Origin of the sequence: Kitasatospora sp. DSM 101779 (genome assembly GCF_025655475.1) — a bacterium.
Taxonomy (GTDB): domain Bacteria; phylum Actinomycetota; class Actinomycetes; order Streptomycetales; family Streptomycetaceae; genus Kitasatospora.
In genome coordinates, this window is sequence record NZ_JAHTIK010000001.1 from 7,275,987 (window position 1) to 7,300,289 (window position 24,303).

Consider the following 24,303-nt stretch of genomic DNA (forward strand, 5'->3'; position numbering starts at 1 on the left):
CGGACGGCCGCCCCGACCCCGCCGCCGAGGCGATGGACGGCCTGCGGTTCTCCCGGATCCCCCTGATGGAACGCCCGGCCTCGGCGAGCGCCGCCGACCGCGCGCTCTCGCACGCGGCCACCGCCCTCCGCCACACCCGCTCCCACCTGCTGCGGATCGGCCGCGTCAACGACCTCGCCGGGCCGCTGCCGCAGGCCGCCGCACTGGTCCGCGCCGCCGCACGGGCCGTCCGCGCCGCCGGCGAGGGCGTCCGCACGGGCGGACCGGTGCCCCGGGCGGACCCGATCGAGACCGCCATCACCGCCTTCGAGACGGTCCGGGCCACCCCGTTCCACCCGGCCCCCGGCACCCGCCCCGCCCCCGCCCCCGAGCCGGACGCCGGCACCGGCCGCATCGGGCCGTACCGCACCTCCGATCCCGCGGAGGCGGCGAGCGCCGCCCGGCTCGGCCTCGGCAGCATCGCGCTGGAGGCCGCCGAGGGCGCCCGCTTCCTCACCCTCGCCGTGCGGATCAGCCGGCGCGCGCCGCTGCCGCCCGACCCGACACCGCCCGCCGCGCGGCCCGGCCCGTTCTGGTACGCCCACGAGCCGGCCGTCCGGCTCTGGTGGGCACGGTTCCTGGCCAACCTGACGCCGCGATCGGTGTACTTCCAGAACGCCGTCCGCACCGCCGCCGCCCTCGCCGCGGCCCGCCTGCTGGTCGGCGGACTCGACCTCACGCACGGCTTCTGGGTGCTGCTCGCGACCCTCACCCTGATGCGAACCACCGCCGCCGACACCGGCATGGCCCTGCGGCCCGCGCTCACCGGCACGCTCTGCGGAGCGGCGGCCACGGCGGTGATGCTCATGCTGGTCGGCGACCGGCCGCTGTTCTACGCCGTCGCGCTGCCGGCCACCATGCTCACCGCCTTCGCCGTCGGCCCGATCCTCGGTCTGGCCTGGGCCCAGGGCACCTTCACCGTCGTGGTGGCCATGGTGTTCGCCCAGCTCGCGCCCGCCAGCTGGAAACTCGCCGAGGCCCGGCTGGTCGACGTGGCGACCGGCGCCGCCGTCGGCATCCTCACCGGGCTCTGCGCCTGGCCCCTCGGCGGCGCCCGCGAACTGCGCCGACGCACGGCCGAACTGCTGGCCGACAGTGCCGCAGCGCTCCACGAGACCGTCGCCGTGCTGACCGGCGCGCCCGCCCGCGGCGGGGCGGTGCGCCGGGCCCGCCGCTCCGCGGTCCTCACCGAGGCGACCTACGCCCAGTTCCGCTCCGAGCACCACGCCGTGCCCCCGGGCGCACCGGACTGGCAGGCGGCGCTGCTCACCGGCCAGCACACCGTCCGCGGCGCCGAGCAACTGCTCGCCAGGATCGCCCCGCACTCCCTGGTCGGCTGGCCCGGCGTCGCCGACACCCTCGTCCGCGACGCCGACACCGCGGCCGCCGCCTTCCGCCGCGAGGGGGCCGCGCTGCTCTCGGGCCCGCGGGCGCCCGCTCCGCCGGACCCGCTCCTCGGCGAGGCGCGCACCGCGCTGCTCGACGAGCGCGTCATGGCGGCCCACCTGCCGCCGGACCCGGCGGCGCTGCACGCCGTGGACACCGCCGTCTGGCTGGTCGGCCTGGTCGACGACCTGGCCGCCGTGCCTGCCGCGAAGGCCCCGGCCGAGGGCGAGGTCAGCCCTCCCGCTCCGACTCCCGGCCGGCCGGCCGCGCACCCGGACGGGGCCGGGCCGCCTCGTCCTCCGCGGTGATCCGCGTGCCGGGGTGCCACAGCGCGCAGAGGAGCGCCACGGCCAGCGCCGCCGCCATCCCGTACAGCACCGGCCGGTTCGCCGCCGCGAAGTCGGCCCGCAGGGCGGCGAGCAGACCGGCGTCCACCCCGCCCGCCCCGGACCCGCCGCTCGGCCCGGTGAGGCTCTTGGTGATCTGCTCGGCCGTGTTGCGTGCCGCCTGCGGCGGCAGCCCGCGCTGCTCCAGCGTGTCGGTGATCCGGTTCGCCGCGGTGTGCAGCAGGACGGTGCCGAGTACCGCGAGGCTGACGCTCGCCGAGTAGTTGCGGACGGTCTGGGTGATCCCGGTGACCTCCCCGTACGAGCGGCCGATCGCCCGGTTCACCGCGTCCGTGGAGGCGGGCGTCAGCAGCAGGCCGATCCCGGCGCCCGCGAGGACGATCCACACCCACTGCGCCCCCAGCGACAGGTCGGTGATCTTCGCCGCCCAGCCGGCGAATCCGACCGCGCCGACCACCGTCCCCAGCAGCATCGCCGGCCGGGCCCCGCGCCGGTCCAGGATCCGGCCGCCGATCTGTGAGGCCGGACCGAACCCGGCGAAGAACACCAGCAGGTACAGGCCCGCCTCGTTCGCCGAGTAGCCGAGCGCGACCTGCGCGTACACCGAGGCGAAGAAGAACACCGGGACGAAGGACATCATCGCGAAGAAGAGCACCGCGTTGTCCGCCGAGAACGCCCGGTCGGCGAAGACCTGCATGGTGATCAGCGGATCCCGGCTGCGCAGCTCCGCCAGCACGAAGAGCGCCAGCACCGCCAGTCCGCCGACGATGCACCCCCAGGTCGCGGCGCTGCCCCAGCCCCAGACCGCCGCCTGCTGCAGGCCGAGCACGCTCAGCCCCATGCCGGCCGCGACGAGCACGGCGCCCGGCCAGTCGATCGGCTCGGGACGCGGCGTGTTGCGGATCCGGGCGAGGTGGGTCAGCACCAGGGCGACCACCGCCACCGGCACGTTGACCCAGAAGATCGCCCGCCACGTCCAGCTGGTCAGCCAGCCGCCGAGGATCGGGCCGATCGCGGTCAGTCCGCCCGCCACCGCGAAGAACAGCGCCAGCGCCCGGCCGCGCCGCTCGACCGGGAACACCTCGACCACCACCGCCAGTGCGGCCGGGAACATCAGTGCCGCACCGAGCCCCTGCACCGCACGGAAGGAGATCAGCCACGGCTCGGCCGCGCCACCGGTCGGCACCGCCCCGCAGAGCGCCGACGCCGTCACGAACACCACCGTGCCGACCAGCATCACCCGCTTGTGCCCGAGGATGTCGGAGACCCGGCCGCCCAGCGCGAAGAACGCGGCCAGCGCCAGCAGATAGGCGTTGACCACCCACTGCATCGCGCCTGCCGGCAGGCCGAGCTCGCGAATGATGCTCGGTGCGGCGATCGACACGATGGTCTGGTCGATGAAGGTCATCGAGACGGCGAACAGCATGCCCGCCAGGGCGAGCCTCTCGCTGGTACCACCGCCGTCCCGTCCGCCGCTGCCAGCAGCCACGCCACTCTCCCTCCGTCTCGACCCGTCCCGCTGTCCGGCCAGGTCCGGGCCCGCGCCCGGCCCGGCGGCCACCCGGACGACACTGCCCGCCCCGCGACCCGGGCGCGCGCTGCGCCGCGGCGAAGTCATCCGCTCGGCGGACGCCCCCGGCCGCGTGCCCGGGACCGCCACGAGCCCGCCGGCCGGGGCGGCAGAATGGCCGCATGCGCATTCGAGCCGCCCGCCCCGAGGACGTCCCCGTGCTGCAGGAGATCGAGCGTGCGGCGGGGGAGGAGTTCCGCGCGGTCGGGATGCCGGAGATCGCCGCGGACGAACCCTTCTCGGACGAGGAGCTCGCCCCCTTCCTGGCTGCCGGCCTGGCCTGGGTCGCGGCGGACGGCGGCGACCGGCCGGTGGCGTACCTGGTCGCGGAGCGCGTCGACGGCGATCTGCACGTCGAGCAGGTGTCGGTGCACCCCGGCAGCGCCGGACGGGGTCTCGGCCGGGCGCTGATCGACCGCGCCGCCCGCCGCGCCGCCGCCGAGGGCCTGCCCGCGCTGACCCTCACCACCTTCGCCGAGGTGCCGTGGAACGCGCCCTACTACGCCCGCCTCGGTTTCACCGTCCTCGACGCGCCGGAGATCGGACCGCAGCTGCGGGCCGTCCGGGCACGGGAGGCCGCGCACGGCCTCGACCGGTGGCCGCGGATCTGCATGCGGCGCGCCATCCGGCCGCAGGACGGCACGCCGGGCTGACCCGCCGTCAGTCGGTGGTCGGTGCCGGGAGGTCCGGGGTGAAGCCGAACCGGTCGCCCCGGTAGAGGGTGCGAACCTGACGACTCCACGCTGATCAGCCCGCGCTACCAGCTGAACGGCGCGCGGACGGCCACCCTGCGCTTCGCCACCGACCACAGGATCGACGGCCCGCGGACCGGCGACGTCTACGCCTCCTTCGACTCCGGCACGCCGCAGCTGCTCACGTCCTACCGGGCCGACACCAACGGCTTCGAGAGCATCCCGGTGACGGTGCCCGCCAGCCCCACCACGGCTCAGCTCCGCTTCCGCCACACCGGCACCAACAGTGCCTTCTGGACGGTCGACCAGGTCTCCCCGGACTTCTGACCGACCGGCGGCCGCGGAGGCCCGGCCCGGTCGGGCCCCCGCCCCGGGCCTGCGCGCGCATTCACCGCGTTCGGGCCTCCGCGGGCGTTCGGTGCGCCGCGCGCTCGTTCATCGCCCCCGCCGCGATGCCGCTCGCCGCCGCCACCAGCCCGAGTGCGACCGCCGCCGGATTCACCCAGCCCGGCACCGTCGCATTGCGGTACGACCCACCGCCCGCCAGACGGCACTCGAAGCGGACCGGGACGAATCCGACCCCCCAGTCCTCGACGTGCATCCAGCGCTCCCTCGGGCCCGTGCGGCAGGGCTGCGGCGGCGCCGAGTCCGTCCCGCCGCCGCCCGCGTCCAGCGCGTCCAGCCCGACCGGCCCCAGCCCGCAGACGTAGACCGCCAGCGCGCCCGCCGCGGCGAGCAGCGCCAGTCCGCGCCACGGCCGCCCCGGCAGCGGCTTCCCGCCGCGTCCCAGCAGCACGCCCGTGCCCACCGCGGCGAGCGCGACGGCGGCGACGAACCCCGTCAGCGACACGAACAGCAGCACCAGACCCACCGCAACCCCCCGACCGCGGCGCCCGCCGCCCCGCCACCGGGTTGTCCGTTCGCCGACACACCGTCAGGAAGCCTACCCGGCGCGCCGTCCTGGCCCACCCGTTCCCCCACACCGCCCAACGGCCGGGTCGGACCGCTGCGCCGATCGGGTGGACTGTCGTGGCCGGGCCAACCCCCAGAGGCCGTTCGTGCCGAAAAGGTGATGACGGCCGTTCGTCGATCGCGTGCGGCCGACGCGTCATCAGAACAGCTCGACACGACAGGAGTCCACCATGACCGCACTGCGCACCGCCCTGGCCCTCGCGGCCGCCGCCGGCACCCTCGTCCTCGGCGCGGCTGCCGGCACGGCCTCGGCGAGCGCCGGGGCCGACGGCCTGGCCACGAACTCGCCCGGTGTGCTGTCCGGCAACGTCATCCAGATCCCGGTCCACATCCCGGTGAACGTCTGCGGCAACTCGATCGGCGTCGTCAGCATCCTCAACCCGGCGACCGGCAACGCCTGCGCCAACGCCGACGGCTGACACACCGGCACCGCCGACCTGCCGGCCCCGGGCCCGCCGTCACACCGCCACGGCCCGGGGCCGGCAGCCCCACCCCACCGGCTGTCGGAGCCGCCCGGCATCCTGACGCCGTGCTGATCCACGGACACGACGGCCCGCCCGGGCTTCTGGGTGACCACCTGCTGTCGCCGGGCCGGCGGTCGGCCGAAGCCGAATGGTTCGGCGGTGACGGTGCGGACGCCGACGCCACCGCCGAACTCCCCCTCGACGACCGGGCCTGGCCCGCCGTCCGGGTGCCCTTCGCCGACGGCCGCACCGCCGTCCTCGTCCACCGCACCTCCCCGGCGACTTCGGCCGCGACCTGCTCCTCACCCACCCGTCGTGGCGCCGCCCCGAGCCGGTGCTGCTCGACGACGGCTGCCCCACCGGCCCGGGCCTGTCCCGGGCGGTCCCGGAGGCGATCGCCTGCGCCCGATCCCACCCGGGGAGCGAGGGACTGCACAATCCGGACGCGCGACGGCTGCTCCTGCTGCCCGCACTGCACGGCCACCGCATTCCGGGCGGCGCCGCCGAACGGATCGCCGCGGCCCTGGGCTCGGTCGGGGCGCCGCCGGAGACCGTGCCCGCCGCCGTCGCCGAACGGCCGCCTCGCCCGCGCCCCGGGCCTCCCGACTCCGCGGCCGTCCCGGCCGACAGCACCGGGGAGTCCGCGGACCCGCCCCCGGACCCCCTGCCGCACCCCGCGAGCAGCAGCACCGCCGCCACCGCACTCCACACCGTGCCCCACAGCGCACGCCGTCTCCGCCCGGCCATCGCCCGCCCCTTCCACGCCCGGGGCCGCCCGGCCCCGGCAGCTCCCGCATCCGGCAGGCGCACAGCGTGGCAGGAATCGTGGTCGTTCGAGCCGGTTCGGGTGAACGGATGCGGGAAGCGGGATGCGGTGTGCGGGATGCGGTGTGCCAACGGGCCGCCGGGGCCGCGCGGGGGCAGCGCCTACGCTGTGCGGGTGATCACCTTCTCCGCGCCGGTCGCCGGCGACGTCCTGATGCGGCCCGCCGTCCCGGAGGACGCCGAGGCGCTGAGCCGCGCGATGATCCGCAACCGGGAGCACCTGCACCCCTGGGACCCGCCCCGCGACGAGCACTGGTTCACCGTGGCCGGCCAGCGTGCCCGGCTGCACGACCAGCTCGTCCAGGCCGAGACCGGCCGGCTCGCCCCCTGGGTGCTCGCGAGCGGGGACGAGATCGTCGGCGGCGTGACCCTGTCGAACATCATGCGGCTGCACCTGTGCAGCGCCAACCTCGGCTACTGGGTGGACGCCGCCCAGGGCGGTCGGGGCCTGGCCTCCGCCGCCACGCTGCTCGGCTGCCGCGCCGCGGACACCGAGCTCGGCCTGCACCGCCTGGAGGCCGGCGCGGCCGCGGCCAACCTCGCCTCGCAGCGGGTGCTCGAGAAGTGCGGCTTCGAACGGATCGGCACCGCCCGCGGCCTGCTCTTCCTCGACGGCGCCTGGCGCGACCACGTGCTGTACCAGAAGCTCCTCAACGACCGGCCCCCGTCGACCGGCTGAGGCCGTTCCCGGAGGGCGTCGAGGAGGAGCGGGCGGCTCAGGCGAGTTCGTGCCGAGTGCCGTCGGCGACGGCGTGGAGCTTGTCCGGGTTGGCCACGTTGTGGATGGCCGAGATGCGGCCGTCCGGGTCGACGTCGAAGGTCAGCGTGGCGATGACGCGGTCCGGGCCGCGGAAGACCACGCCCCGGCCGCCGTTGATCCAGGTGAGCTCCGCCTGACACGGGGTTGTTGTGACCCGCGCCATATGGTGAAGAGGGGGCGGGCGGGTGCGGCAACGCCCCCCGGCGCCACGGCGTGCAGCAGTCAACCGTCGACTCTGCTCCGTGCGGGAACTGACGGAACGGCAGGATCCACGGGCGAGCTACAGGGCCCGGCGCCGCTCCTTATGCACCTGGGCGGCGGCCACCTGCTCCGGGCCGTACCGCGGAGGTGCGGCCCGGACTCCGTCCGCCGTGCTGGGCCGGGTGGATGACGGCCGGCCGGCCGGGGGAGCCGGCCGGGTGTCCTGCCGCGGTGGGCGGCCGGCCGGCGGATATCGTCGGAAGCCCCCTTGCCCTCCGACCGGGAGTCGTGGTTGCCGGTGGCGACGTTGTCCACGCAGTGGCCCCGCTACGTCCGGCTCGCGCCCTGGCTGCTGGTGATCGGCGGCCTGGTCTGGGACTCGCTGGCGACGGCCGACTACTGGGGCGACCCGATGATGGCGGCCGCCTCCGTCCTGGCGGGCGCGCTGCTGCCGCTGCGGGACACGGTGGCGGTCGGTGCGGCGATCTCCGCCGGGGTGCTGGTGCTGACCTCCCGCGACGGCACGCTCGGCACCACGGCCGGCTGGCTGGAGCTGGCGAACACGGTGTTCGCGGCCCTGATCGGCATCTGGGTCAACCGGGTGATCGCCCGTCACGGACGCAGGCTCGCCGTGGTCCGGTCGGTGGCGGAGGCGGCGCAGCAGGCGGTGCTGCCCGCGCCGCCCGACCGGGTGGGGCCGCTGGCGGTCGCGGCCTGTTACCGGGCGGCACAGACCGAGGCGCTGATCGGCGGGGACGCCTACGCCGTGCAGGAGACCCCGTTCGGGGTGCGGCTGCTGATCGCCGACGTCCGGGGCAAGGGGCTGCGGGCGGTGGCCGCAGTGTCGGTGCTGCTGGGGGCCTTCCGGGAGAACGCCGAGCGGGCGACGGACCTGCCGGCGCTGGCCGACGCCCTGGAGCACTCGCTGGCCCGGGAGAGCGCCGGGAGCGACGAGGAGGTCCGTACGGAGGGCTTCATCACCGCGCTGCTGGGCGAGGTCGACGGTCTGGACGGCGGCCTGCGGCTGCTGAACTGCGGCCACCCCGGGCCGTACCGGCTGCCCGCCGACGGGGGAGCCGTCACCCTGCTCCCGGCGCGCGATCCCGGTCTGCCGCTCGGCATGGGCGGCCTGGGGGTGCCGCGGTCCGGGCCGGACGCCTGGCCGTTCGCGCCGGGCGACACGCTGCTGCTGGTGACCGACGGGGTGACGGAGGCCCGGGACGGCGCGGGGGAGTTCTACGACCCGGCGGCGCGGCTGACCCCGCTCGGGCCGTTCGACCGCCCGCAGCGGCTGATCGACGCGCTGGTGCTGGACGTCGAGCGGTGGACGGGCGGCCCGCGGGACGACGACATGGCCGTCCTCGCGGTCGCCCGCAGGTCCTGAACCCGCCCGGTCTGGAATTTTCGTCCAGATCGGACGTATAGTCCAGAACATGGAGACGCGCGAAACCGACCCGCGGGTCCGGCTCTGGGGCCCGGTCTGCCAGGCCGTCGCCCTGCTGCTCGGCCCCTACGCCGAGGTCGTGCTGCACGACGCCGAACGGGACCGGGTGCTCGCCATCTGGAACCCGCACGCCGGCCGGGCCCCCGGCGACCCCTCGCTGCTCGGCGAGCTGGACCGGCTGGAGCCCGCCGCCCAGGACGTCTTCGGCCCGTACGAGAAACTGCTCGCCGACGGCCGGCGGCTCTCCTCGGTGAGCGCGGTGCTCCGCGGCGAGGACGGCCGGCCGTCCGCGGTGCTCTGCGTCAACCTCGACCGCACCCCGCTCGACCAGGCCGCCGCCGTGCTCAGCCGGTTCGCCGCCCCCACCGTCGAACGGCCCGAGCCGCTGTTCGAACAGGACTGGACGGAACGCGTCCAGGAGATCGTCGGCACCCACGTCCGCGAACGCGGCCGCCCGGTCGAGCGGTTCGGCCGCGTCGAGCGCATGGAGGTGCTCGCCGACCTCGACCGGGCCGGCGTCTTCGCCGTCCGCCGCGCCGTCCCCGTCGTCGCCACCGCCCTCAAGGCCTCGCGCTCCACCGTCTACGCGCTGCTCGCCGACCTCAAAGCCCCCCGGAGCCCCCGATGACCCGACTGCCCGACTTCCGGCTCGAGACCTACTTCTCCCGCTGGGAGTTCACCGCCCGCCACCACCTCACCGCCTCCGACGCGCAGACCATGACGATGGCCGACCTCCTCGACCTCGCCGACGCCGAGGACCGCCACGCCTGGCAGAACCTCGCCCTCGGCTACACCGAGACCTTCGGCGACCCCGGCCTGCGCGAGGCGATCGCCGGGATGTACGACACCGTCGGCCCCGACGACGTGATCTGCTTCGCCGGAGCCGAGGAGGGCCTGTACATCGCCATGCAGGCCCTGCTCGAACGCGGCGACCACGCCGTCGTCGTCACCCCCAACTACCAGTCCGCCGAGACCGTCCCGCTCGCCCTCTGCGAGGTCACCGGCGTCGCCCTGGACGAGAAGCAGGACTGGGCCCTCGACCTCGACGCCGTCACCGCCGCGCTGCGCCCCACCACCAAGGTGGTGTCCGTCAACTTCCCCCACAACCCGACCGGCAAGGTGATCGACCGGGCCGAGTTCACCGCGCTCGCCGCCCTCTGCGAGGAACGCGGCATCCACCTCTTCAGCGACGAGGTCTACCGCGGCCTGGAACGCGACCCGGCCAGGACGCTGCCGCAGGCCGCCGACCTCGCGCCGAGCGCCCTCTCGCTCAACGTCACCTCCAAGTCCCTCGGCCTGCCCGGCCTGCGGATCGGCTGGATCGCCTGCCGCGACCGCACGCTGCGCAGCCGGCTGGAGCGGGCCAAGCACTACACCACCATCTGCAACTCCGCCCCGAGTGAGGTCCTCGCCCGGATCGCGGTCAAGGCCCGGGCCGGCATCCTGGAGCGCAACCGCGGCATCATCGCGGCCAACCTGCCGCTCTTCGACGCGTTTTTCGCCGGGTTCCCGGACCTCTTCGAGTGGCGGGCGCCCGACGGCGGCTGCGTCGCCTACCCGCGCTACCTCGGCGCGGACGGCGTCGAGGCGTTCTGCACCCGGCTGGTCGAGGAAGCCGGTGTGCTGCTGCTGCCGTCCGGCATCTACCGCTCCGAGCTCACCGACACCCCCGCCGACCGCTTCCGGATCGGCGTCGGCCGCAGCAACCCCGAGCCCGCCCTGCAGGCCTTCGCCGACTGGCTGCGGACCCGCCGGTGACCGCCGACGACTTCGTGGCGCGGCTGCCCGCCGCCTTCTGGCGGGTGCCGTACGCCGGGGCGCGCTTCCCCGGCTCGCGGGCGGTCGCCGAGCGCCCCGGACTCGAGCACGGCGCCAACTGCCAGCAGTTCGCCCGCGCCGTGCTCGAACGGTCGGGCCTGCTGGTGCCCGCGCTGCGCTCCAGCGAGCTGTGGACGGACACCGCGAGCACCGTCCGGGTCTCCGAACCGGCCGCGCTCGACCTGCTGTTCTTCGGCCGGAACGAGGATCCCCGGGGCGCGCACATCGGCGTGTGCGCCGGCGGGGACACCGTGCTCCACCTGTGCGCCGAGGTCGGCCGCCCGGTGCTGTGGAGCCTCGCCGACTTCGCCGCCCGCGAGCGCTACCGCGTCCCGCTGGGGGCCAAGCGGGTCACCGCGCGGGTGCCCGCACCCGCGGCGGCCGATCGGGCGGCCGCCGCGGATTGGTAGATTGTCCGGCGCAGCAGTGCCCCGGTAGCACCGGTAGAACCGCACCCACACCGGAGGGAAACCTCGTGTCACAGCCGTCCACCACCACGTCGGTCGGACCGGAGCAAGGGGCGGAACTCGCCGCCGCCCGGGCCGCCTACGAGCAGCTCCGCACCCGCGGCCTCAGCCTCGACCTCACCCGCGGCAAGCCCTCCCCGGAGCAGCTCGACCTCTCGGACGCGCTGCTGACGATCCTGCAGCCGGGCGACGTGCGCTCCGCGGACGGCACCGACTGCCGCAACTACGGCGGCCTGCAGGGCCTGGCCGAGCTCCGCGCGGTCTTCGCCGAACTGCTCGACGTCCCCGCCGACCAGCTGTTCGCCTGCGGCAACGCCAGCCTCACGGTGATGCACGACGTGGTGGCGCACGCCATGCTCTCCGTCCTGCCGGGCGCCAAGCAGCGCTGGGCGGACGAGGACGAGGTCCGCTTCCTGTGTCCGGTGCCGGGATACGACCGGCACTTCACCATCTGCGACCGGTTCGGCATCACCATGGTGCCCGTCCCGCTGACCGGCGAGGGCCCGGACATGGACGTGGTCGAGGAGCTCGTCGCGACCGACCCGCGGATCAAGGGCATGTGGTGCGTGCCCAAGTACAGCAACCCCAGCGGCGAGACCTACAGCGACGAGACCGTCCGCCGGCTGGCCGCCATGCCGACCGCCGCGCCCGACTTCCGGCTGCTCTGGGACAACGCGTACGCGGTGCACCACCTGACGGACGACCGCACCCCGCTGCTGCCGGTCCTGGCCGCGTGCGAGGAGGCCGGCCACCCCGACCGGGCGTTCGTCTTCGCCTCCACCTCCAAGATCACCGCGGCCGGCGCCGGCGTCGCCTTCCTCGGTTCCTCGCCCGCCAACATGGCCTGGTACGCCAAGCTCGCCGCCGCCCAGACCATCGGCCCGGACAAGGTGAACCAGCTGCGGCACGCCCGCTTCTTCGTCGACGCCGCCGCGGTGGAGACCCACATGGAGCGCCACCGGCAGCTGCTGGAGCCCCGCTTCGCCGCCGTGTACGAGGTGCTGGAGCGCGAGCTCGGCCCGCTCGGGATCGCCACCTGGACGCGGCCGCTCGGCGGCTACTTCGTCAGCCTGGAGGTCCCGGAGGGCTGCGCGTCCGAGGTCGTCCGCCTCGCCAAGGAGGCCGGCATCGCGCTGACCCCGGCGGGCGCCGCCTTCCCCGGCGGCCACGACCCGCGCGACAGCCAGATCCGGTTGGCCCCGTCCTTCCCGTCGGTGGACGAGGTCCGCTCGGCCATGGAGGGCGTGGCGGTCTGCGTCCGTCTCGCCGCCGCCGAGCGCACCGCGGCCTGACCCGCCACCGGGTTCCCCGCACCCCGCCCGAGGCCCGCCGTCGAAGGTGTACGGGCTTCATGCCCCCGAACCGACCTCCCGAGTGCCCTTTGAAGGCTCCTAGGTAACGGGTTCGGGCGGGGTGGATGTCGGTACGGCGGTCTTCGGGGCCATCCGCAGCGTCACCACGTAGGAGACCACCACCGCGACGATCACCAGTGGCATCACCGTGAGACTCTCCGTGCCGAGCAGCAGGGTCGCCAGCAGCACGGAGGTCATCGGCAGCTTCAGCATCGCCACGCTCATCGCGCCGACGCCCATCGCGAACGCGGTGGTGGTGTCCACCCCGGGCAGGTGCGCCAGGGCCATGCCGCCGGCCCCGCCGACGAACACCGCGGGGAAGACCGGGCCGCCGCGGAAGGCGCTGAGCGACAGACCGTACGCCAGCGCCTTGCAGACCACCAGCAGCACCAGGACGCCTGCCGTGTAGGAGGAGTTGTCGGCCAGCAGCGGGCCGATGGTGTTCTCGCCGGAGTAGAGCACGTCGGAGATCGGCTTGTCGCTGATCGCCGCGTACACCAGGGCGACCACCCCGACCAGTACGCCCATCAGCACGGTGAGCGGCAGCCGCCGCCGCTCCACCACCGGCTGCAGGCGCAGTGCCGAGCGGCGGATCCCCTCGCCGAGCAGCGCTGCGATCACTCCGACCAGCAGCGCCCAGCCGAACTCGGAGAGCGAGGGCCGGTCGGCCTGCGGCACCTGGTGCAGCGTCAGCGAGTAGGTGCCGAGGCCGGTCCAGTGGCCGAGGCCGGTGAAGATCAGCGAGCCGACACCCGAGGCGAGCAGCCCGGGTACCAGCACCACCCCGAGCATCGGCCCGGCCAGCCCGGAGGCCTCCATCAGCAGGAAGGCGCCGACCAGCGGCGAGCCGAGCAGTTCGCTGATCGCCGCGAAGCTGCCGGCCGCGCCGAGTACGCTCACCGCGGTCGGTGGGGCGTCGCGCTTCAGCAGTTTGATCGCGCCGACCGCGACGCCGCCGCCGAGCGCGATCAGCGGGGCCTCCGGGCCGAGCACCACGCCGAGGGCGAGCGAGGCGATCGCGGCGAGCGCCACCCCGGGCACGGCCGCGACCGAGGGCGTGCCCCCGGTCTTCAGCCCCTCGGCGGGCTTGTGGCCGCCGCCGCCCGGCAGGTAGCGGATGGTCAGTGCGACCAGCACGCCCGCCACGGCGAGCGGCGCGATGGCCCACCAGTCCGGTGTGCCGTCGAAGCCGAGCCCCTTCGGCAGGTCGTCGTAGACCAGTGACTGCAGCTCGGAGACGAGGGCGAGGAAGCCGAAGGCCCCGGCCGAGACCGGCACGCCGAGCAGCGCCGCCAGCACCAGCACGGACAGGTAGCCCCGGGTGCGGACGATCGCGATCGGGTCCTGCGGCGCCGGGGCCTGCTGCTCGGTCGGTCCGGCCGGCATGCGCATCGTCTCCTCGACGTCGGGGCCCGGCCGGATCGCCGGGTGCCCGGGCCTCTGTGTCAGGTGGTACCACGTCCGGCCCGGCCGTCCGGGCCGCTGCGTGCGGCGGGCGCCGTGCCCGCCGCACCGTCATCCGTTCGGCCGACGCGGCCGGGCGCCCGGCCGCGTCGGCCCGCGGTCAGCGGGGCTCTGCGACCGGGTCCGCCGCCGGCAGGCGGCCGTCCTGGACGGCGTCGACCAGCGCCCTGTGGTCCCGCTCGTTCTGGTCGGCGTACGCCTCCGCGAACTCCGCCAGCGCGCGGTCGAAGACGTCCTTGCCGCCGAGGTAGGAGGCGATCGCGATGCGGTCCCCGGACCGCGCGTGGGCGCGGGCCAGGGTGAAGCCGCAGAGCTGGCCGAAGGCCTGCATTCCGGCGGGTCGCATGTCCTCGGCGACCGCGATGCCCTTCCAGTCGCGCAGCTGGCGGACATAGAAGTCGCGGCGCTTGCCGTCGATGCCGTCGACCCGCTCCCAGCCGAGGAAGATGTCGCTGGCCGCCTGCATCAGCCGCTGGCCGGACACCACCCGCTCGCCCTGGTTGCGGTACTGGCTCGCGCCCACGTGCGGGGCGAGCACCGAGGTGTCCGCCTCCTTGGCCTGCATGAACAGCGGGTCCTGGCCGTCCCGGCCGAGCATGAGGAAGATCCAGCAGCGGGTGCCGACACTGCCGACGCCGACCACCTTGCGTGCCACGTCGACCAGCCGGAAGGTCTCCAGCAGGTAGCGCCGGTCGGACGGGAGGGTCTTGCCGTAGCGCTCGACCAGGCTGCGGAAGAGCGTCATCAGCGCATCGCGCTCGACGTTCGGCAGCAGTTCGGAGATCGGCATCAGCAGCGGGGGGTCCGCCGCGATCCGGCGCCGGCCGTCGACGACCTCGGTGAGCTTCTCGAAGGCCTGCAGGCTGTCCCGGGTCCGGGCCTTGGCCATCGCCTGGGCCAGCCCGCGCTGCCCGCGTTTCGGCGCCCGCTCGGCAGCGAGCTCCTGCAGCATGTCGGAGTCCATCCGGGCGTACCAGACGTCGAGGTTCCGCATCCCGGCGAACCTGGCCATCGCCTCGCGGTACTGGCGGACGGTGGCCCGAACGATCTCCGAGCGCTCCTTGTCGTCGAAGCCGTTCGCCCGGCCCGCGATGACCAGGCTCGCCGAGAGCCGCTTGACGTCCCATTCCCAGGGGCCGGGCAGCGTCTCGTCGAAGTCGTTGATGTCGAACAGCAGCTGCCGCTCCGGCGAGGCGAGCAGCCGGAAGTTCAGCATGTGGGCGTCGCCGCAGAGTTGGGCACGGATGCCGGAGTCCGGGCTGCCGGCGAGGTCGGACGCCATGATGGCGGCGGCGCCGCGGTAGAAGCGGAACGGCGACTCGGTCATCCGGCTGTAGCGGATCGGCACCAGCTCCTGCACCCGCTTGGCCGACTGGGCCTCCAGGATGGCCAGCGGATCCGGCCGCTTCTTGCCCGGGCGGTACTCGGCGTGACTCGAACGGGGTGCCGCCCGGCGGGCCTCCCGGCCGCGCGCCGCGCGCTCCTCCGGGGTGGCGTGCGCCGCCGAACGGGTCGCCGGGTTCTGGTCCTTCGCCATGGCGTCCTCCTGCCTGACCGGGTGCGGCTGTGCGCCGCCCCGCTCGGGGCGGCCCGCACAGACCCTCCGATCATCGCCGCCCGCGCCCCGTCCGGCCTGCCGTGGGCGCGCCGGAACCACCCGTACGCCCATTCCCGGTGGTGGCCGGGCCGGGCGGCGCTTCTCCTGGTAGGGCGAACGGCCGCAGGCCCCGACCCGAGGAGAACAGATGGCGTCGAGCGAACCGGAGCCCGGCTCCGGTGAATCCGCGTCCGGCGGCGCCGACCACGGCAGGCCGCCGGAACCCGTCCCGCCGGGCGGCCCGCCGCCCGCCCAGGGCCCGGGACCCTCCTCCGAGCGGCCCACCGCGGCGAGCGGCGGCGCGGACGAGGTGGCGGCGCTGAAGGCGCGCCTCGCCGTGCTGGAGGCGACCACTCCGCCGCACAAGCGGGAGCACCACCGCTGGCGGACCTCCGGCGCCGTGGTGCTGATCGTGATCGCCTCGCTGCTCTCCATGCTGTCGGTGATGGCGGTCTGGACGGCCAACTTCGTCGGTGACACCGACCGGTACGTGCAGACCGTCGCCCCGCTGGCCACCGAACCGGACGTCCAGGACGCGATCACCAACCGGGTCACCACCGTGGTGCTCGACCAGATCGACGTCAACGCGCTGGTCAAGCAGCTCTCGGACACCGCCGCCCAGCAGGGCGTGCCGGAGAACCTGGCCAACCTGATCGGCAACCTCAGCGGCCCGATCAAGAGCGGCCTCACCGACCTGGTCAGCTCCACCGTCCACAAGGTGGTCACCAGCGACCAGTTCGCCACCATCTGGGTCGACGCCAACCGCCTGATCCACAGCACGCTCGACAAGGCGCTCACCGGCAAGGGCGGCGGCACCGTCAAACTCGAGAACAACCAGGTCTCCATCGACCTCGCGCCCGTCATCGCGAAGGTGAAGACCCAACTGGTCGACTCCGGACTCTCCGTCGCCTCGAAGATCCCGGACGTCCACACCAACTTCGTGATCTTCTCCTCCAAGGACGTCGGCAAGATCAGGACGTACTTCCGGCTGCTGGAGATCATGGGCAACTGGCTGCCGATCCTCACGGTGATCGTGGCCGCCGGCGGTGTCTTCCTCGCCGTCAACCGCCGCCGGGCGCTGATCGGTGCGGCGATCGGCATCGCCGTCGCCATGCTGCTGATCGGCGTCGCGCTGACGATCTTCAGAGCGATCTACCTGGACCACCTGCCGCCGGGCGCCAACCAGGCGGCGGCCGGAACGGTCTACGACACCCTGATCCGCTTCATGCGCGCCGGGATCCGTGCGGTCGGTGCCGTGGCCGTGGTCACCGCCGTCGGCGCCTTCCTGATCGGGCCGTCGAAGCCCGCCGTCGCGGTCCGCACCGCCTGCCGGCGGATCATCGGCTCGCTGCGGGACGCGCTCTACTCGCTCGGCATGAAGCTCGGCCCGGTCGGCCCGTTCGTGCACCGCTGGAAGCGCTGGATCGGCGTGGCCATCCTGCTGATCGGCGCGGTGATCCTGGCGACCTGGAGCTACCCCACCTGGGCCGTGGTGCTGTGGATCACCTTCTTCGTGGCGCTGGGCTTCGCCATCCGGGAGTTCCTCGACACCGGACCCGAGGGGGACCGGGGTGCCCCACCCGCCCGGACGGGCGGCCCGCCGCCCGCCACCGCCTGACCGCCCGGGGGCGGGGCCGACCGCCCCGCCCCCTTCCGGTGGGCTCAGTCCGCGACCGGCCGCCCGTGTCGGCGGCCGATCCGGCGCCAGACGCCGCGCTGGGTGCGGAGCGTGCCGGTGCCGACCGCCACCAGCACCCCGACGTTCAGCAGCAGCTGCAGGAACGACCCCCAGGACTTCTCCCAGTTCTCGAACGCCGCGGAGACGCTGACGTCCGCGGCCGCCGGAATGGTCGTCACCGAGATGAACACGCCGAGCAGCGCACTGGTCCGGGCCTCGGTGAGCGAGACGATCCCGACCACCCCGGCCAGGCAGGCCACCACGACCGAGAAGAAGTCCGGCGTGCCGATCAGGTTGGACACCGGGCGCAGGCCCAGGTCGTACGCCCGCGACTGCAGGCCGAACCCCCGGATCAGCAGCGCGAACAGAAAGGTGATCACCATGGCCGCGGGGAAACCGCAGGCCAGCGCCGTCAGTCCGCGCCGGACGGCCCGCCGGTCGCCGAGGTCGAGGCCCAGCGCCACGCCCACGATCGCCCCGTACTCCGGGCCGACGACCATCGCGCCGACGATCAGGATCTGGGAGTTGGTGACGATGCCGACCGCGCCGATCAACGCCGCGACCACCAGGTACAGGTAGAAGCTCGGCGCGTAGCTCCCCTGGGCGCGGATCCGCGCCTCGACCTCGGCCCAGACCGGCGCGTGCACGCGCCGGCCGAGGCTGCGCCGGCCGGCCTCCGCGGCCGGGCCGAAGAAGGCCAGGTCGACCGGTTCGACGACCACCGACCCGCGGGTGTCCAGGCCCAGCCCGCGCAGTCCGTCCAGCACCTCGTTGGCGCCGCCCGCCAGCACGTCGAAGGCCAGCGCATCGCCGTCCGGATGCCGGGCCGCGCCGGGCTGCACCAGCAGGTTGAGCACGCACGGGTCGGCCGCCAGCATCGCCACCGCCCGTTCCGTGAGGTCCGGCGGGCTCACCGCACGGACGTGGATCGTCGCCACCCGGTCCTCCCGCCGTTCCGACCCGCCTGTCCGGTCCTCCAGTAACGCCACCGCCGCCGCAGGGGCCGCGCAGACGCGCCGGAACGCGCCGGGCGCCGGCGGAGGATCAGGCGGGCGGGCTCAGCAGCACCGCCTCGTCCCCGGGGTGCCGGGACGGCGTGCGGCCCTCGGTGACGGGCAGCAGCCGGCCGTCCGGCTTCACCAGGAAGAGCAGCCGGTGGCCCGCCGGCAGCCCGCCGGCCACCGGCCGGGTGGTGACCCGCGCCCCCTCGCCGTACTGCCGGGCCAGCTCCGGACGGCTCAGACCCGGGCCGAACAGCGCCTCGCCGCCGGTGTACGGCGCCACCACGCCCCGGCTGCCCTCCGCCGGCGCCAGCCGGAACACGGCGCCCTCCAGCGACTCGTGCAGCGTCATCGACGCCAGCGCGTTGAAGTCGTCCTCCTCGGTGAGCAGCAGCACCCCGGTGATGCCCTCCAGCTCGGCACCCGCGCCGGTCGCCGCGGCGAGCAGCTCGCCCGGCGCCAGCTCCAGCCCGGCCGCGGTGATCCGGGCCTGGTCGGTGTCGGCGCCGGCCCACATCAGCACGTCCAGGCCGAGCGAGCGCAGCGCCACGCCGAGGTCCACCGCGAACGCGTCCCCGCCGACCAGCAGCGGCCGCGACCGCGCCGGACGCAGCACCCCGAGCCGCCCGGCGACCGGATGGGCCGTCAGCCCGTACACCGTCACCGTCGCGACGATCACCACGAAGGTGGCGGGCAGCAGCCGCTGGGCTCCGTCGACGCCCTTGGCGACCAGGGCGGCCGAGAAGGTGGAGGCGGTGGCCGCCGCGACGATCCCGCGCGGGGCCATCCCGCCCACGAACGCCCGCTCCGCCCGTGACACGTCGGTGCCCAGCGTCGCCAGCAGTGCCACCACGGGCCGGACCACCAGCACCAGCGCCGCGGCCAGGCCCAGCGCCGGCAGCACCACATGCCGCAGCGAGGCCGGGGTGACGGTAGCCGAGATCGAGACGAACAGCAGGCCGATGATCAGCGAGACGAGGGTCTCCAGGAACGGCCGGCGCACCGGCAGGTCGAGGCCCGGCAGATTGGCCAGCGCCATGCCCATCACCACGGCGGCGATCAGACCGGTGTCGTCGCGCAGCGCGTCGCAGGCCGCCGCCGTCCCGATCACCGCGGCCAGCTGCGCCGTGGTGCCGAGGATCTCGTTCGGCCGCAGCCGGTCCAGCACCAGCCACAGCACGGCGGTCCCCACCGCGCCGCCCGCACAGCCCACCAGGATGCTGAGCCAGAACCCGCCGAGCTCGCTGCGCATGCCGTCCCCACTGGCCGAGACGACGCCGTGGAAGACGAAGGCGCCGAGGATGCCCCCGATCGGGTCGATCAGTGTTCCCTCCCAGATCAGGATCCGCTGCAGCCGCTCGGTCGGGCGGACGTGGTTCAGCAGCGGCCCGACGACCGTCGGTCCGGAGACCACGAGGATCGCGCCCAGCATCACCGCCGACCGCTTCGGCATGTCGAGCAGCGGCACCGCCAGGGCCGTCGCCGCCGCCCAGGTGATCAGCGTGCCGAGCCAGATCAGCCGGACGACGACCCGGCGGGTGTGCGCCTGCAGCCGGCGCAGCTCCAGGCCGAGGCCCGCGTCGTAGAGGATGACCGCGACGGCCAGCGAGACCAGCGGCGAGAACGCCGGGCCGAGCAGCCGCTGCGGGTCGACGGTGTCGGTGAGCGCCCCGGCGCCGAAACCGACCGGCAGCAGGACGAGCAGCGCCGGGATCCGCAGCCGGGCGGCCAGCAGCTGGGAGGCGGCGGCGAGCACCACGATCAGGCCGACACCGAGCAGGATCTGGTCGGTCGTCACGGCCGTGCCCAGTCCGCCGGGCTCCGGTCGGCCGCCGCGCCGGCCCGCCCGTCGGCGTCGATCGTCGGGTCCGGCGCGGGGTGCGTCTGCGGGCGGTGGCGCGTGGTCCGCACCGCCGCAGCCGTGCCGACCGGCGCCAGCCGGCGCAGCACCCGGTGGCGGAGCACCGGAGCGACGCGGGGCAGCGGCACCGGCACCGGCGCGCGGTGCGCGGCCGGCGCGAACGCGGTGGGCTCGCGGGCGGGCGGCAACTGCGCCCGCGGGCTCGCCGGCGGGAGTGGTGCGGTCGTCATGCGGCCCTCGATCGCTCGTTCCGGACAGCAGGCGGCACCGGCGGGGCACGCGGGCCCGCGCGGTGGCCCGCGCCAGCCTTCCCGCGCCGCGCTCCGGGCGCAGGGCACGGCTCGCAGCACTGCGCCGTCGGGGTGACGGCTGTCCCTCGGACGGAGCAGCTCTGCGCGGGGCGCCCGACCGCCGAACCCGTGTGCGCCGTCGCACCCCGGGTCTACACTCGCGGTCTGACGCCAGGTCAGGCCGGGGCGCGGTGCGCGTCCTGCGGGGGGCGGCTACGGGGGTGCAGGTGGCTCAGGGCTCGGCGCGCGAGAGCGCCCGGATCGGTGGTGTGCGCACGACCGCCAAGTACGAGGTCGACGCACTGGTGAAGGACCTCATCGGCCAGTTCAGCGGTGCCCGGCTGCCGATGCCGGTCGTCGTGCTGTACGCCGAGGACGACGACCCGGAGCTCGACCGCGAGGTCCGCGGCGTGGTGCACGCCGTCCAGGAGGCGCAGGAGGCCGGCGGACTGCCGTACCGCGTGGTCGCCGGCGCGGACGGCGACGACCCGCACCGCAACGCCGTCGCCGTCGTCGACTCGCTGGCCAAGGGCCCCTGGGCGCGCCGCGGACCCGCCTGGTACCGCAGCTACCCCGCACCCCGCTCCCGGCTGATCGCCGCGATCGAGGCGGCCGCCCGGCACGCGCTCGCCGACCCCGCCCTCGCCGGCCGGCCGCTCGACGACCACGTCGAGACCGTCCTCGGCCGGCTGCGCGACCTGCACTGGCGGCCCGAACCGCGCCCGGTCGGCGGCGAACTGCAGCGGCTGCTGTCGCCCGTGCTCAACTCCACCAGCCTGATCGGCGCCTTCGTCCTCGCCGGGCTCACCAGCCTGCTCACCCAGGCCACCTGGCAGATCGTCGTCCTCGTGCTGCTCGGCGCGCTGCTGCTGCTCGGCGTGACCGGCTGGGTGCGGCGCAACACGGCGCCGCTCTCCTGGCTCGGCCGGGCCAGCCGCTGGTTCGCCACCACCACCTTCCTCGCCGCCTCCGGCCGGCAGGCCGCCGCCTGGTCGCTCTGGCGGCCCCGGATGTCCTGGGACGTCACCCGGGCCCGTGCCCGCGAGGTCGCCGGCGAGATCCTCAAGGCCCAACTGCCGGGCACCCCCGACGAGGAGAAGGACCGCGCCCAGCAGTTCCACCTGCAACTGCGCACCCTCGCCCTGCTGGAGGACCTCCGCTGGGCGCACCGCTCCTGGGCACCGGACCTGCGCGGCCGCAAGCGCCGCGTCCCGCCCGTCGTCTTCGTGCCCCGTGCGGACGCCCGCAACGGCGTCCTGCGGGTGCTCGGCGCGATCTCCGACGTCCGCAGCCGCCGCAGCGAGCAGGACCCGCTGCTCGTCCTTGCCGCCGTCGCCCACGCCGACGTCGCCGCCTGGCTGGAGGACGCCGGCACCGCCCCCGTCACCGTGCACGCCGTCGGCTCCCGCCGCCGCGGCCCGTACGAGAACTGGGTCAGCGACCTGCGGGTCCGCCAGGCACCCAGCCGCGGCCGGGCGCTGGCCTGGACGCTGCCGGTCCGGCTCACCCGGTACCAGCTGGGCGCCGGCGAGACCACCCGGCTCGCGCCGGTGCCGGTCGGCCGCTCCTGGTGGTTCCTGTGGTCCCGCTGGACGGTGCTCGCCGTCCTCGTCCTCGCCGCCTGCGGCGGGGTGCTGCGGGTGCAGCAGCTCGGCGACCGCTACTGCGAGCCCCGGCTGCTCGGCTCCAACCCGGACGCCGTGTGGCGGACCGATCCCGGCGGCACCCGCGAATGCGTGGGCGTGGCGACCGGCGGCGTCTCCTTCGCCGGAGACGGCGGCGGCATCCGCCTCAGCGGCACCCTGCCCGGCGAGGGCACCGACCGCACCGGCGCCGCCGTCGGCCTGGAGACCGTCGAGGCCGCGATCCGCCGCGAGAACGCCCGGGTCGACGCCCTGCCCGACGTCCGCTACGTCACCGTGGTCTACGCGGGCTCGCTCACCACCGCCGCCGGGCAGCAGTCCCGCGCGCTCAACAGCCTCAAGGAGCTCACCGGCGTCCACCTCGCCCAGCTGCGCAACAACGCAGGCGACCCGCTCAAGATCAAGGTCCTGGTCGCCAACGGCGGGCAGGACATGTACTTCCAGACCGAGATGGTGCAGCGGATCGTCGACGTCGCCCGGCGGGACCGCTCGATCGTCGGCGTGGTCGGCCTCGGCCGCGACACCGCCGACAGCGACAGCGCCCTCACCCTCCTCCAGCAGGCCGGCCTCGCCGTCGTCAGCACCACCAACTCGGGCACCTACCTCGCCAAGGGCCACGTCAACTACTTCGGCCTCGCCGCCACCGACCAGGAGGAGGCCGCCGCGCTGCGGCAGATCGTCGACGGCCTCGCCCTGCCGCCCGCCGACCGCTGGGCCGCCGTCCTCACCCGCACCGCCGGCCGCGACGACCGGTACAGCCCCGAACAGGCCCAGTACGGCTCCGCGATGCTCAAGGAGGCCGGCTTCCAGCTCATCGGCGGCCGACCCCTGGAGTACGGGCTCACCAGCAACGGCGACCCCGACTTCGAGGCGGCGCTCAGCACCAGCTGCCACTCCGAGCACCAGCCCGCCGTGCTCTACCTGGCCGGCCGCGCCGACGACGTCAACCAGCTGATGCGGCGCCTCGCCGCGGACGCCGGCTGCACCCGGCCGCTCACCGTCCTCACCGGCGACGACCTGACGAAGGCGCAGTTCCGCACCGGCGCCACCTGGATGGCGCCGCAGGCCACCCTCTACTACACCGCGCTCTCCGATCCCTCCGTCACCGCCCGTGCCTCCGACCTCGCCGAGGTCGCCGCCGCCGAACTGCGGCTCGCCCCGCGCGGCGGCAACCCGTACGAGGACGACGTCTTCTCCGACGGCGCCCTCGCCCTCGCCTACGACGCCACCGCCGCCCTCCAGGCCGGCGCGGCCAAGGCCGGCGCCTCCCAGCAGGGCGGCGTCGGATCGGTGATGGCGGGCCTGCGGGCGGTCGAGATGAAGAACCGGGCCACCGGCACCGTCGACTTCCGCGACACCCGGCCGCTCGCCACCGGCCCGCAGCCGGGGCACGGGCTGCACATCATCCGGGTACGGCGCGGGGCGGAGGGCGCGCCGCTCACCGAACGCATCTGCGGGCGGGCGGCGGGGGACCCGCGGCCGCTCGGCGGCTGCACGCCGTGACGGCGGAGGTGTCCGCCGCGGAGCGCCACCAGCGGTGCGAGGCGAGTGCGGCCAGCCCGGCGCCGGCGGCGTTGAGCAGGACGTCGTCCACCGAGGACACCCGGTCCAGCCACAGGACGTACTGCGCCGCCTCGACGAGGACCGAGCAGCCCGCCCCGAGCGCCAGGATCCGCGGCACGGAGGCGAGCGCCGCGAACCGCACCGGGGCGAAGAAGCCGAGCGCCGCGAAGACCAGCAGGTTGCCGACGACCTGGACGGTCGCGGTGACCGGGGCGCCCGAGAGGACCGCGACCAGGTCCCGCAGCGGCACCGCGCTCACCCGGCGGGGCGCGGTGCCGGCCCCGGCGCCCGGCAGCAGGATCATCCACACCCACGGCACCGTCCCGTAGACGATGCCCACCTCGGCCAGCGACCTGCGCCGGGCCAGCTCCGGCGGGCTGCCCACGGCCGTCCGACGGCGTGCCAGCACCCGCACCACCAGCGCGGCCAACGGCAGGCCCGCCGCCGTCAGGAACACCACGCCGTTGACCGTGCCGAGCCAGCCGTGCCACCCCGCGTGGTGGTGGCGGAGCGGCCGTTGCGCGAGGAATGCGACGAGGGCCGCACCGAGGACGGTCGGACCGGCGAGCACGATCCTGCGCGTGCGACGGGCAGCTGCGGGGAGTGCTGCGGTGCGGTCCATGGCTCCACTGACGACGGCCGGCGTTGCGGTGGCGCACCGGTGTTCGACGCGCACGTGATGCACGGACGGCCCGGCACCGGGGGACAGACGCGGGCGGGCACCGGAACGGTTCCGGCGGCGCAGGCGCCGCCACTGCCCGCCCGGGCGGTCAGACGGGGTGGCCGGCGGACCTGAGGCCCTCGCGGACGGCGAGGGCCGCGGCGACGGCGCCGGCGTGCGCCTCGGGGCGGGCGTCGGTGGCCGCGGC

At 75.2% G+C, this 24,303-nt stretch carries 19 protein-coding genes and 1 pseudogene; 11 read left to right on the forward strand and 9 right to left on the reverse strand.

The features are described from left to right. The coding region (locus tag KSNIM_RS33010; RefSeq protein WP_263106818.1) for an FUSC family protein at positions 1-1,733 on the forward strand (1,733 nt) is incomplete at its 5' end. Here KSNIM_RS33010 and KSNIM_RS33015 read toward each other — a convergent pair. Beyond that, a complete protein-coding gene (locus KSNIM_RS33015; protein ID WP_263108218.1) occupies positions 1,657-3,198 on the reverse strand; it encodes an MFS transporter in 1,542 nt (513 codons plus the stop codon). The two genes, KSNIM_RS33010 and KSNIM_RS33015, sit on opposite strands and share 77 nt — an antisense overlap. Before the next feature lie 266 nt (positions 3,199-3,464). On the opposite strand from KSNIM_RS33015, the gene KSNIM_RS33020 reads away from it, so the two are divergent. Then, the gene (locus KSNIM_RS33020; protein WP_411543814.1) at positions 3,465-3,995 is read left to right on the forward strand and encodes a GNAT family N-acetyltransferase; all 531 of its coding nucleotides are present in this window, start codon (positions 3,465-3,467) and stop codon (positions 3,993-3,995) included. Positions 3,996-4,422: 427 nt separating this feature from the next. On the opposite strand, the gene KSNIM_RS33025 is transcribed toward KSNIM_RS33020, so the two are convergent. After that, entirely contained in the window at positions 4,423-4,896 is a 474-nt protein-coding gene (locus tag KSNIM_RS33025) for a hypothetical protein (RefSeq protein WP_263106819.1), read from the reverse strand. A gap of 280 nt (positions 4,897-5,176) precedes the next feature. Here KSNIM_RS33025 and KSNIM_RS33030 point away from each other — a divergent pair, with 280 nt between their 5' ends. Further along, positions 5,177-5,425, forward strand: a complete 249-nt coding sequence (locus KSNIM_RS33030) for a chaplin (protein ID WP_263106820.1) — start codon at positions 5,177-5,179, stop codon at positions 5,423-5,425. Between the two features lie 985 nt (positions 5,426-6,410). Next, entirely contained in the window at positions 6,411-6,974 is a 564-nt protein-coding gene (locus tag KSNIM_RS33035; protein ID WP_263106821.1) for a GNAT family N-acetyltransferase, read from the forward strand. A gap of 37 nt (positions 6,975-7,011) precedes the next feature. On the opposite strand, the pseudogene KSNIM_RS33040 reads toward KSNIM_RS33035, so the two are convergent. Beyond that, positions 7,012-7,191, reverse strand: a pseudogene (locus KSNIM_RS33040) (RNA polymerase subunit sigma-24); the annotation flags it as partial. A gap of 363 nt (positions 7,192-7,554) precedes the next feature. Between KSNIM_RS33040 and KSNIM_RS33045 the strand changes: the two are divergent. The 5 genes from KSNIM_RS33045 to KSNIM_RS33065 all read left to right on the forward strand — a co-directional run bounded on the left by KSNIM_RS33045 (position 7,555) and on the right by KSNIM_RS33065 (position 12,277). Continuing rightward, a complete protein-coding gene (locus KSNIM_RS33045) occupies positions 7,555-8,640 on the forward strand; it encodes a PP2C family protein-serine/threonine phosphatase (protein WP_263106822.1) in 1,086 nt (361 codons plus the stop codon). A 49-nt stretch (positions 8,641-8,689) separates the two neighbouring features. Then, positions 8,690-9,328 (forward strand): transcriptional regulator, encoded by a 639-nt coding sequence (locus tag KSNIM_RS33050; protein WP_263106823.1) that lies wholly within the window; start codon positions 8,690-8,692, stop codon positions 9,326-9,328. Continuing rightward, the gene (locus tag KSNIM_RS33055) at positions 9,325-10,458 is read left to right on the forward strand and encodes a pyridoxal phosphate-dependent aminotransferase (protein ID WP_263106824.1); all 1,134 of its coding nucleotides are present in this window, start codon (positions 9,325-9,327) and stop codon (positions 10,456-10,458) included. Before KSNIM_RS33050 ends, KSNIM_RS33055 begins: the two co-directional genes overlap by 4 nt. After that, entirely contained in the window at positions 10,455-10,928 is a 474-nt protein-coding gene (locus KSNIM_RS33060; RefSeq protein ID WP_263106825.1) for a C40 family peptidase, read from the forward strand. Before KSNIM_RS33055 ends, KSNIM_RS33060 begins: the two co-directional genes overlap by 4 nt. A gap of 65 nt (positions 10,929-10,993) precedes the next feature. Next, entirely contained in the window at positions 10,994-12,277 is a 1,284-nt protein-coding gene (locus KSNIM_RS33065; protein ID WP_263106826.1) for an aminotransferase class I/II-fold pyridoxal phosphate-dependent enzyme, read from the forward strand. A 99-nt stretch (positions 12,278-12,376) separates the two neighbouring features. Here the strand turns inward: KSNIM_RS33065 and KSNIM_RS33070 are convergent, their stop codons facing one another. Both KSNIM_RS33070 and KSNIM_RS33075 read right to left on the reverse strand, forming a co-directional pair. Further along, the gene (locus tag KSNIM_RS33070) at positions 12,377-13,723 is read right to left on the reverse strand and encodes a chloride channel protein (RefSeq protein WP_411543815.1); all 1,347 of its coding nucleotides are present in this window, start codon (positions 13,721-13,723) and stop codon (positions 12,377-12,379) included. Positions 13,724-13,901: 178 nt separating this feature from the next. Beyond that, a complete protein-coding gene (locus KSNIM_RS33075) occupies positions 13,902-15,338 on the reverse strand; it encodes a DUF2252 domain-containing protein (protein WP_263106828.1) in 1,437 nt (478 codons plus the stop codon). A 208-nt stretch (positions 15,339-15,546) separates the two neighbouring features. Here KSNIM_RS33075 and KSNIM_RS33080 point away from each other — a divergent pair, with 208 nt between their 5' ends. Then, positions 15,547-17,016 (forward strand): hypothetical protein, encoded by a 1,470-nt coding sequence (locus tag KSNIM_RS33080; protein ID WP_263106829.1) that lies wholly within the window; start codon positions 15,547-15,549, stop codon positions 17,014-17,016. Between the two features lie 44 nt (positions 17,017-17,060). Here KSNIM_RS33080 and KSNIM_RS33085 read toward each other — a convergent pair whose 3' ends face one another. The 3 genes from KSNIM_RS33085 to KSNIM_RS33095 all read right to left on the reverse strand — a co-directional run bounded on the left by KSNIM_RS33085 (position 17,061) and on the right by KSNIM_RS33095 (position 20,168). Further along, positions 17,061-18,014 (reverse strand): DUF389 domain-containing protein, encoded by a 954-nt coding sequence (locus KSNIM_RS33085; protein WP_263106830.1) that lies wholly within the window; start codon positions 18,012-18,014, stop codon positions 17,061-17,063. Positions 18,015-18,120: 106 nt separating this feature from the next. Beyond that, positions 18,121-19,875 carry a cation:proton antiporter gene (locus KSNIM_RS33090; protein WP_263106832.1) on the reverse strand — a complete coding sequence of 585 codons (1,755 nt, stop codon included), beginning with the start codon at positions 19,873-19,875 and terminating at the stop codon, positions 18,121-18,123. Further along, the gene (locus tag KSNIM_RS33095) at positions 19,872-20,168 is read right to left on the reverse strand and encodes a hypothetical protein (RefSeq protein WP_263106833.1); all 297 of its coding nucleotides are present in this window, start codon (positions 20,166-20,168) and stop codon (positions 19,872-19,874) included. Before KSNIM_RS33095 ends, KSNIM_RS33090 begins: the two co-directional genes overlap by 4 nt. A gap of 287 nt (positions 20,169-20,455) precedes the next feature. Here KSNIM_RS33095 and KSNIM_RS33100 point away from each other — a divergent pair, with 287 nt between their 5' ends. Next, positions 20,456-23,374, forward strand: coding sequence for an ABC transporter substrate-binding protein (locus KSNIM_RS33100; protein WP_263106834.1), 2,919 nt, complete (start codon positions 20,456-20,458; stop codon positions 23,372-23,374). On the opposite strand, the gene KSNIM_RS33105 is transcribed toward KSNIM_RS33100, so the two are convergent. Then, a complete protein-coding gene (locus KSNIM_RS33105; protein ID WP_263106835.1) occupies positions 23,310-24,056 on the reverse strand; it encodes a VanZ family protein in 747 nt (248 codons plus the stop codon). The genes KSNIM_RS33100 and KSNIM_RS33105 overlap by 65 nt on opposite strands. Between the last annotated feature and the right edge of the window lie 247 nt (positions 24,057-24,303).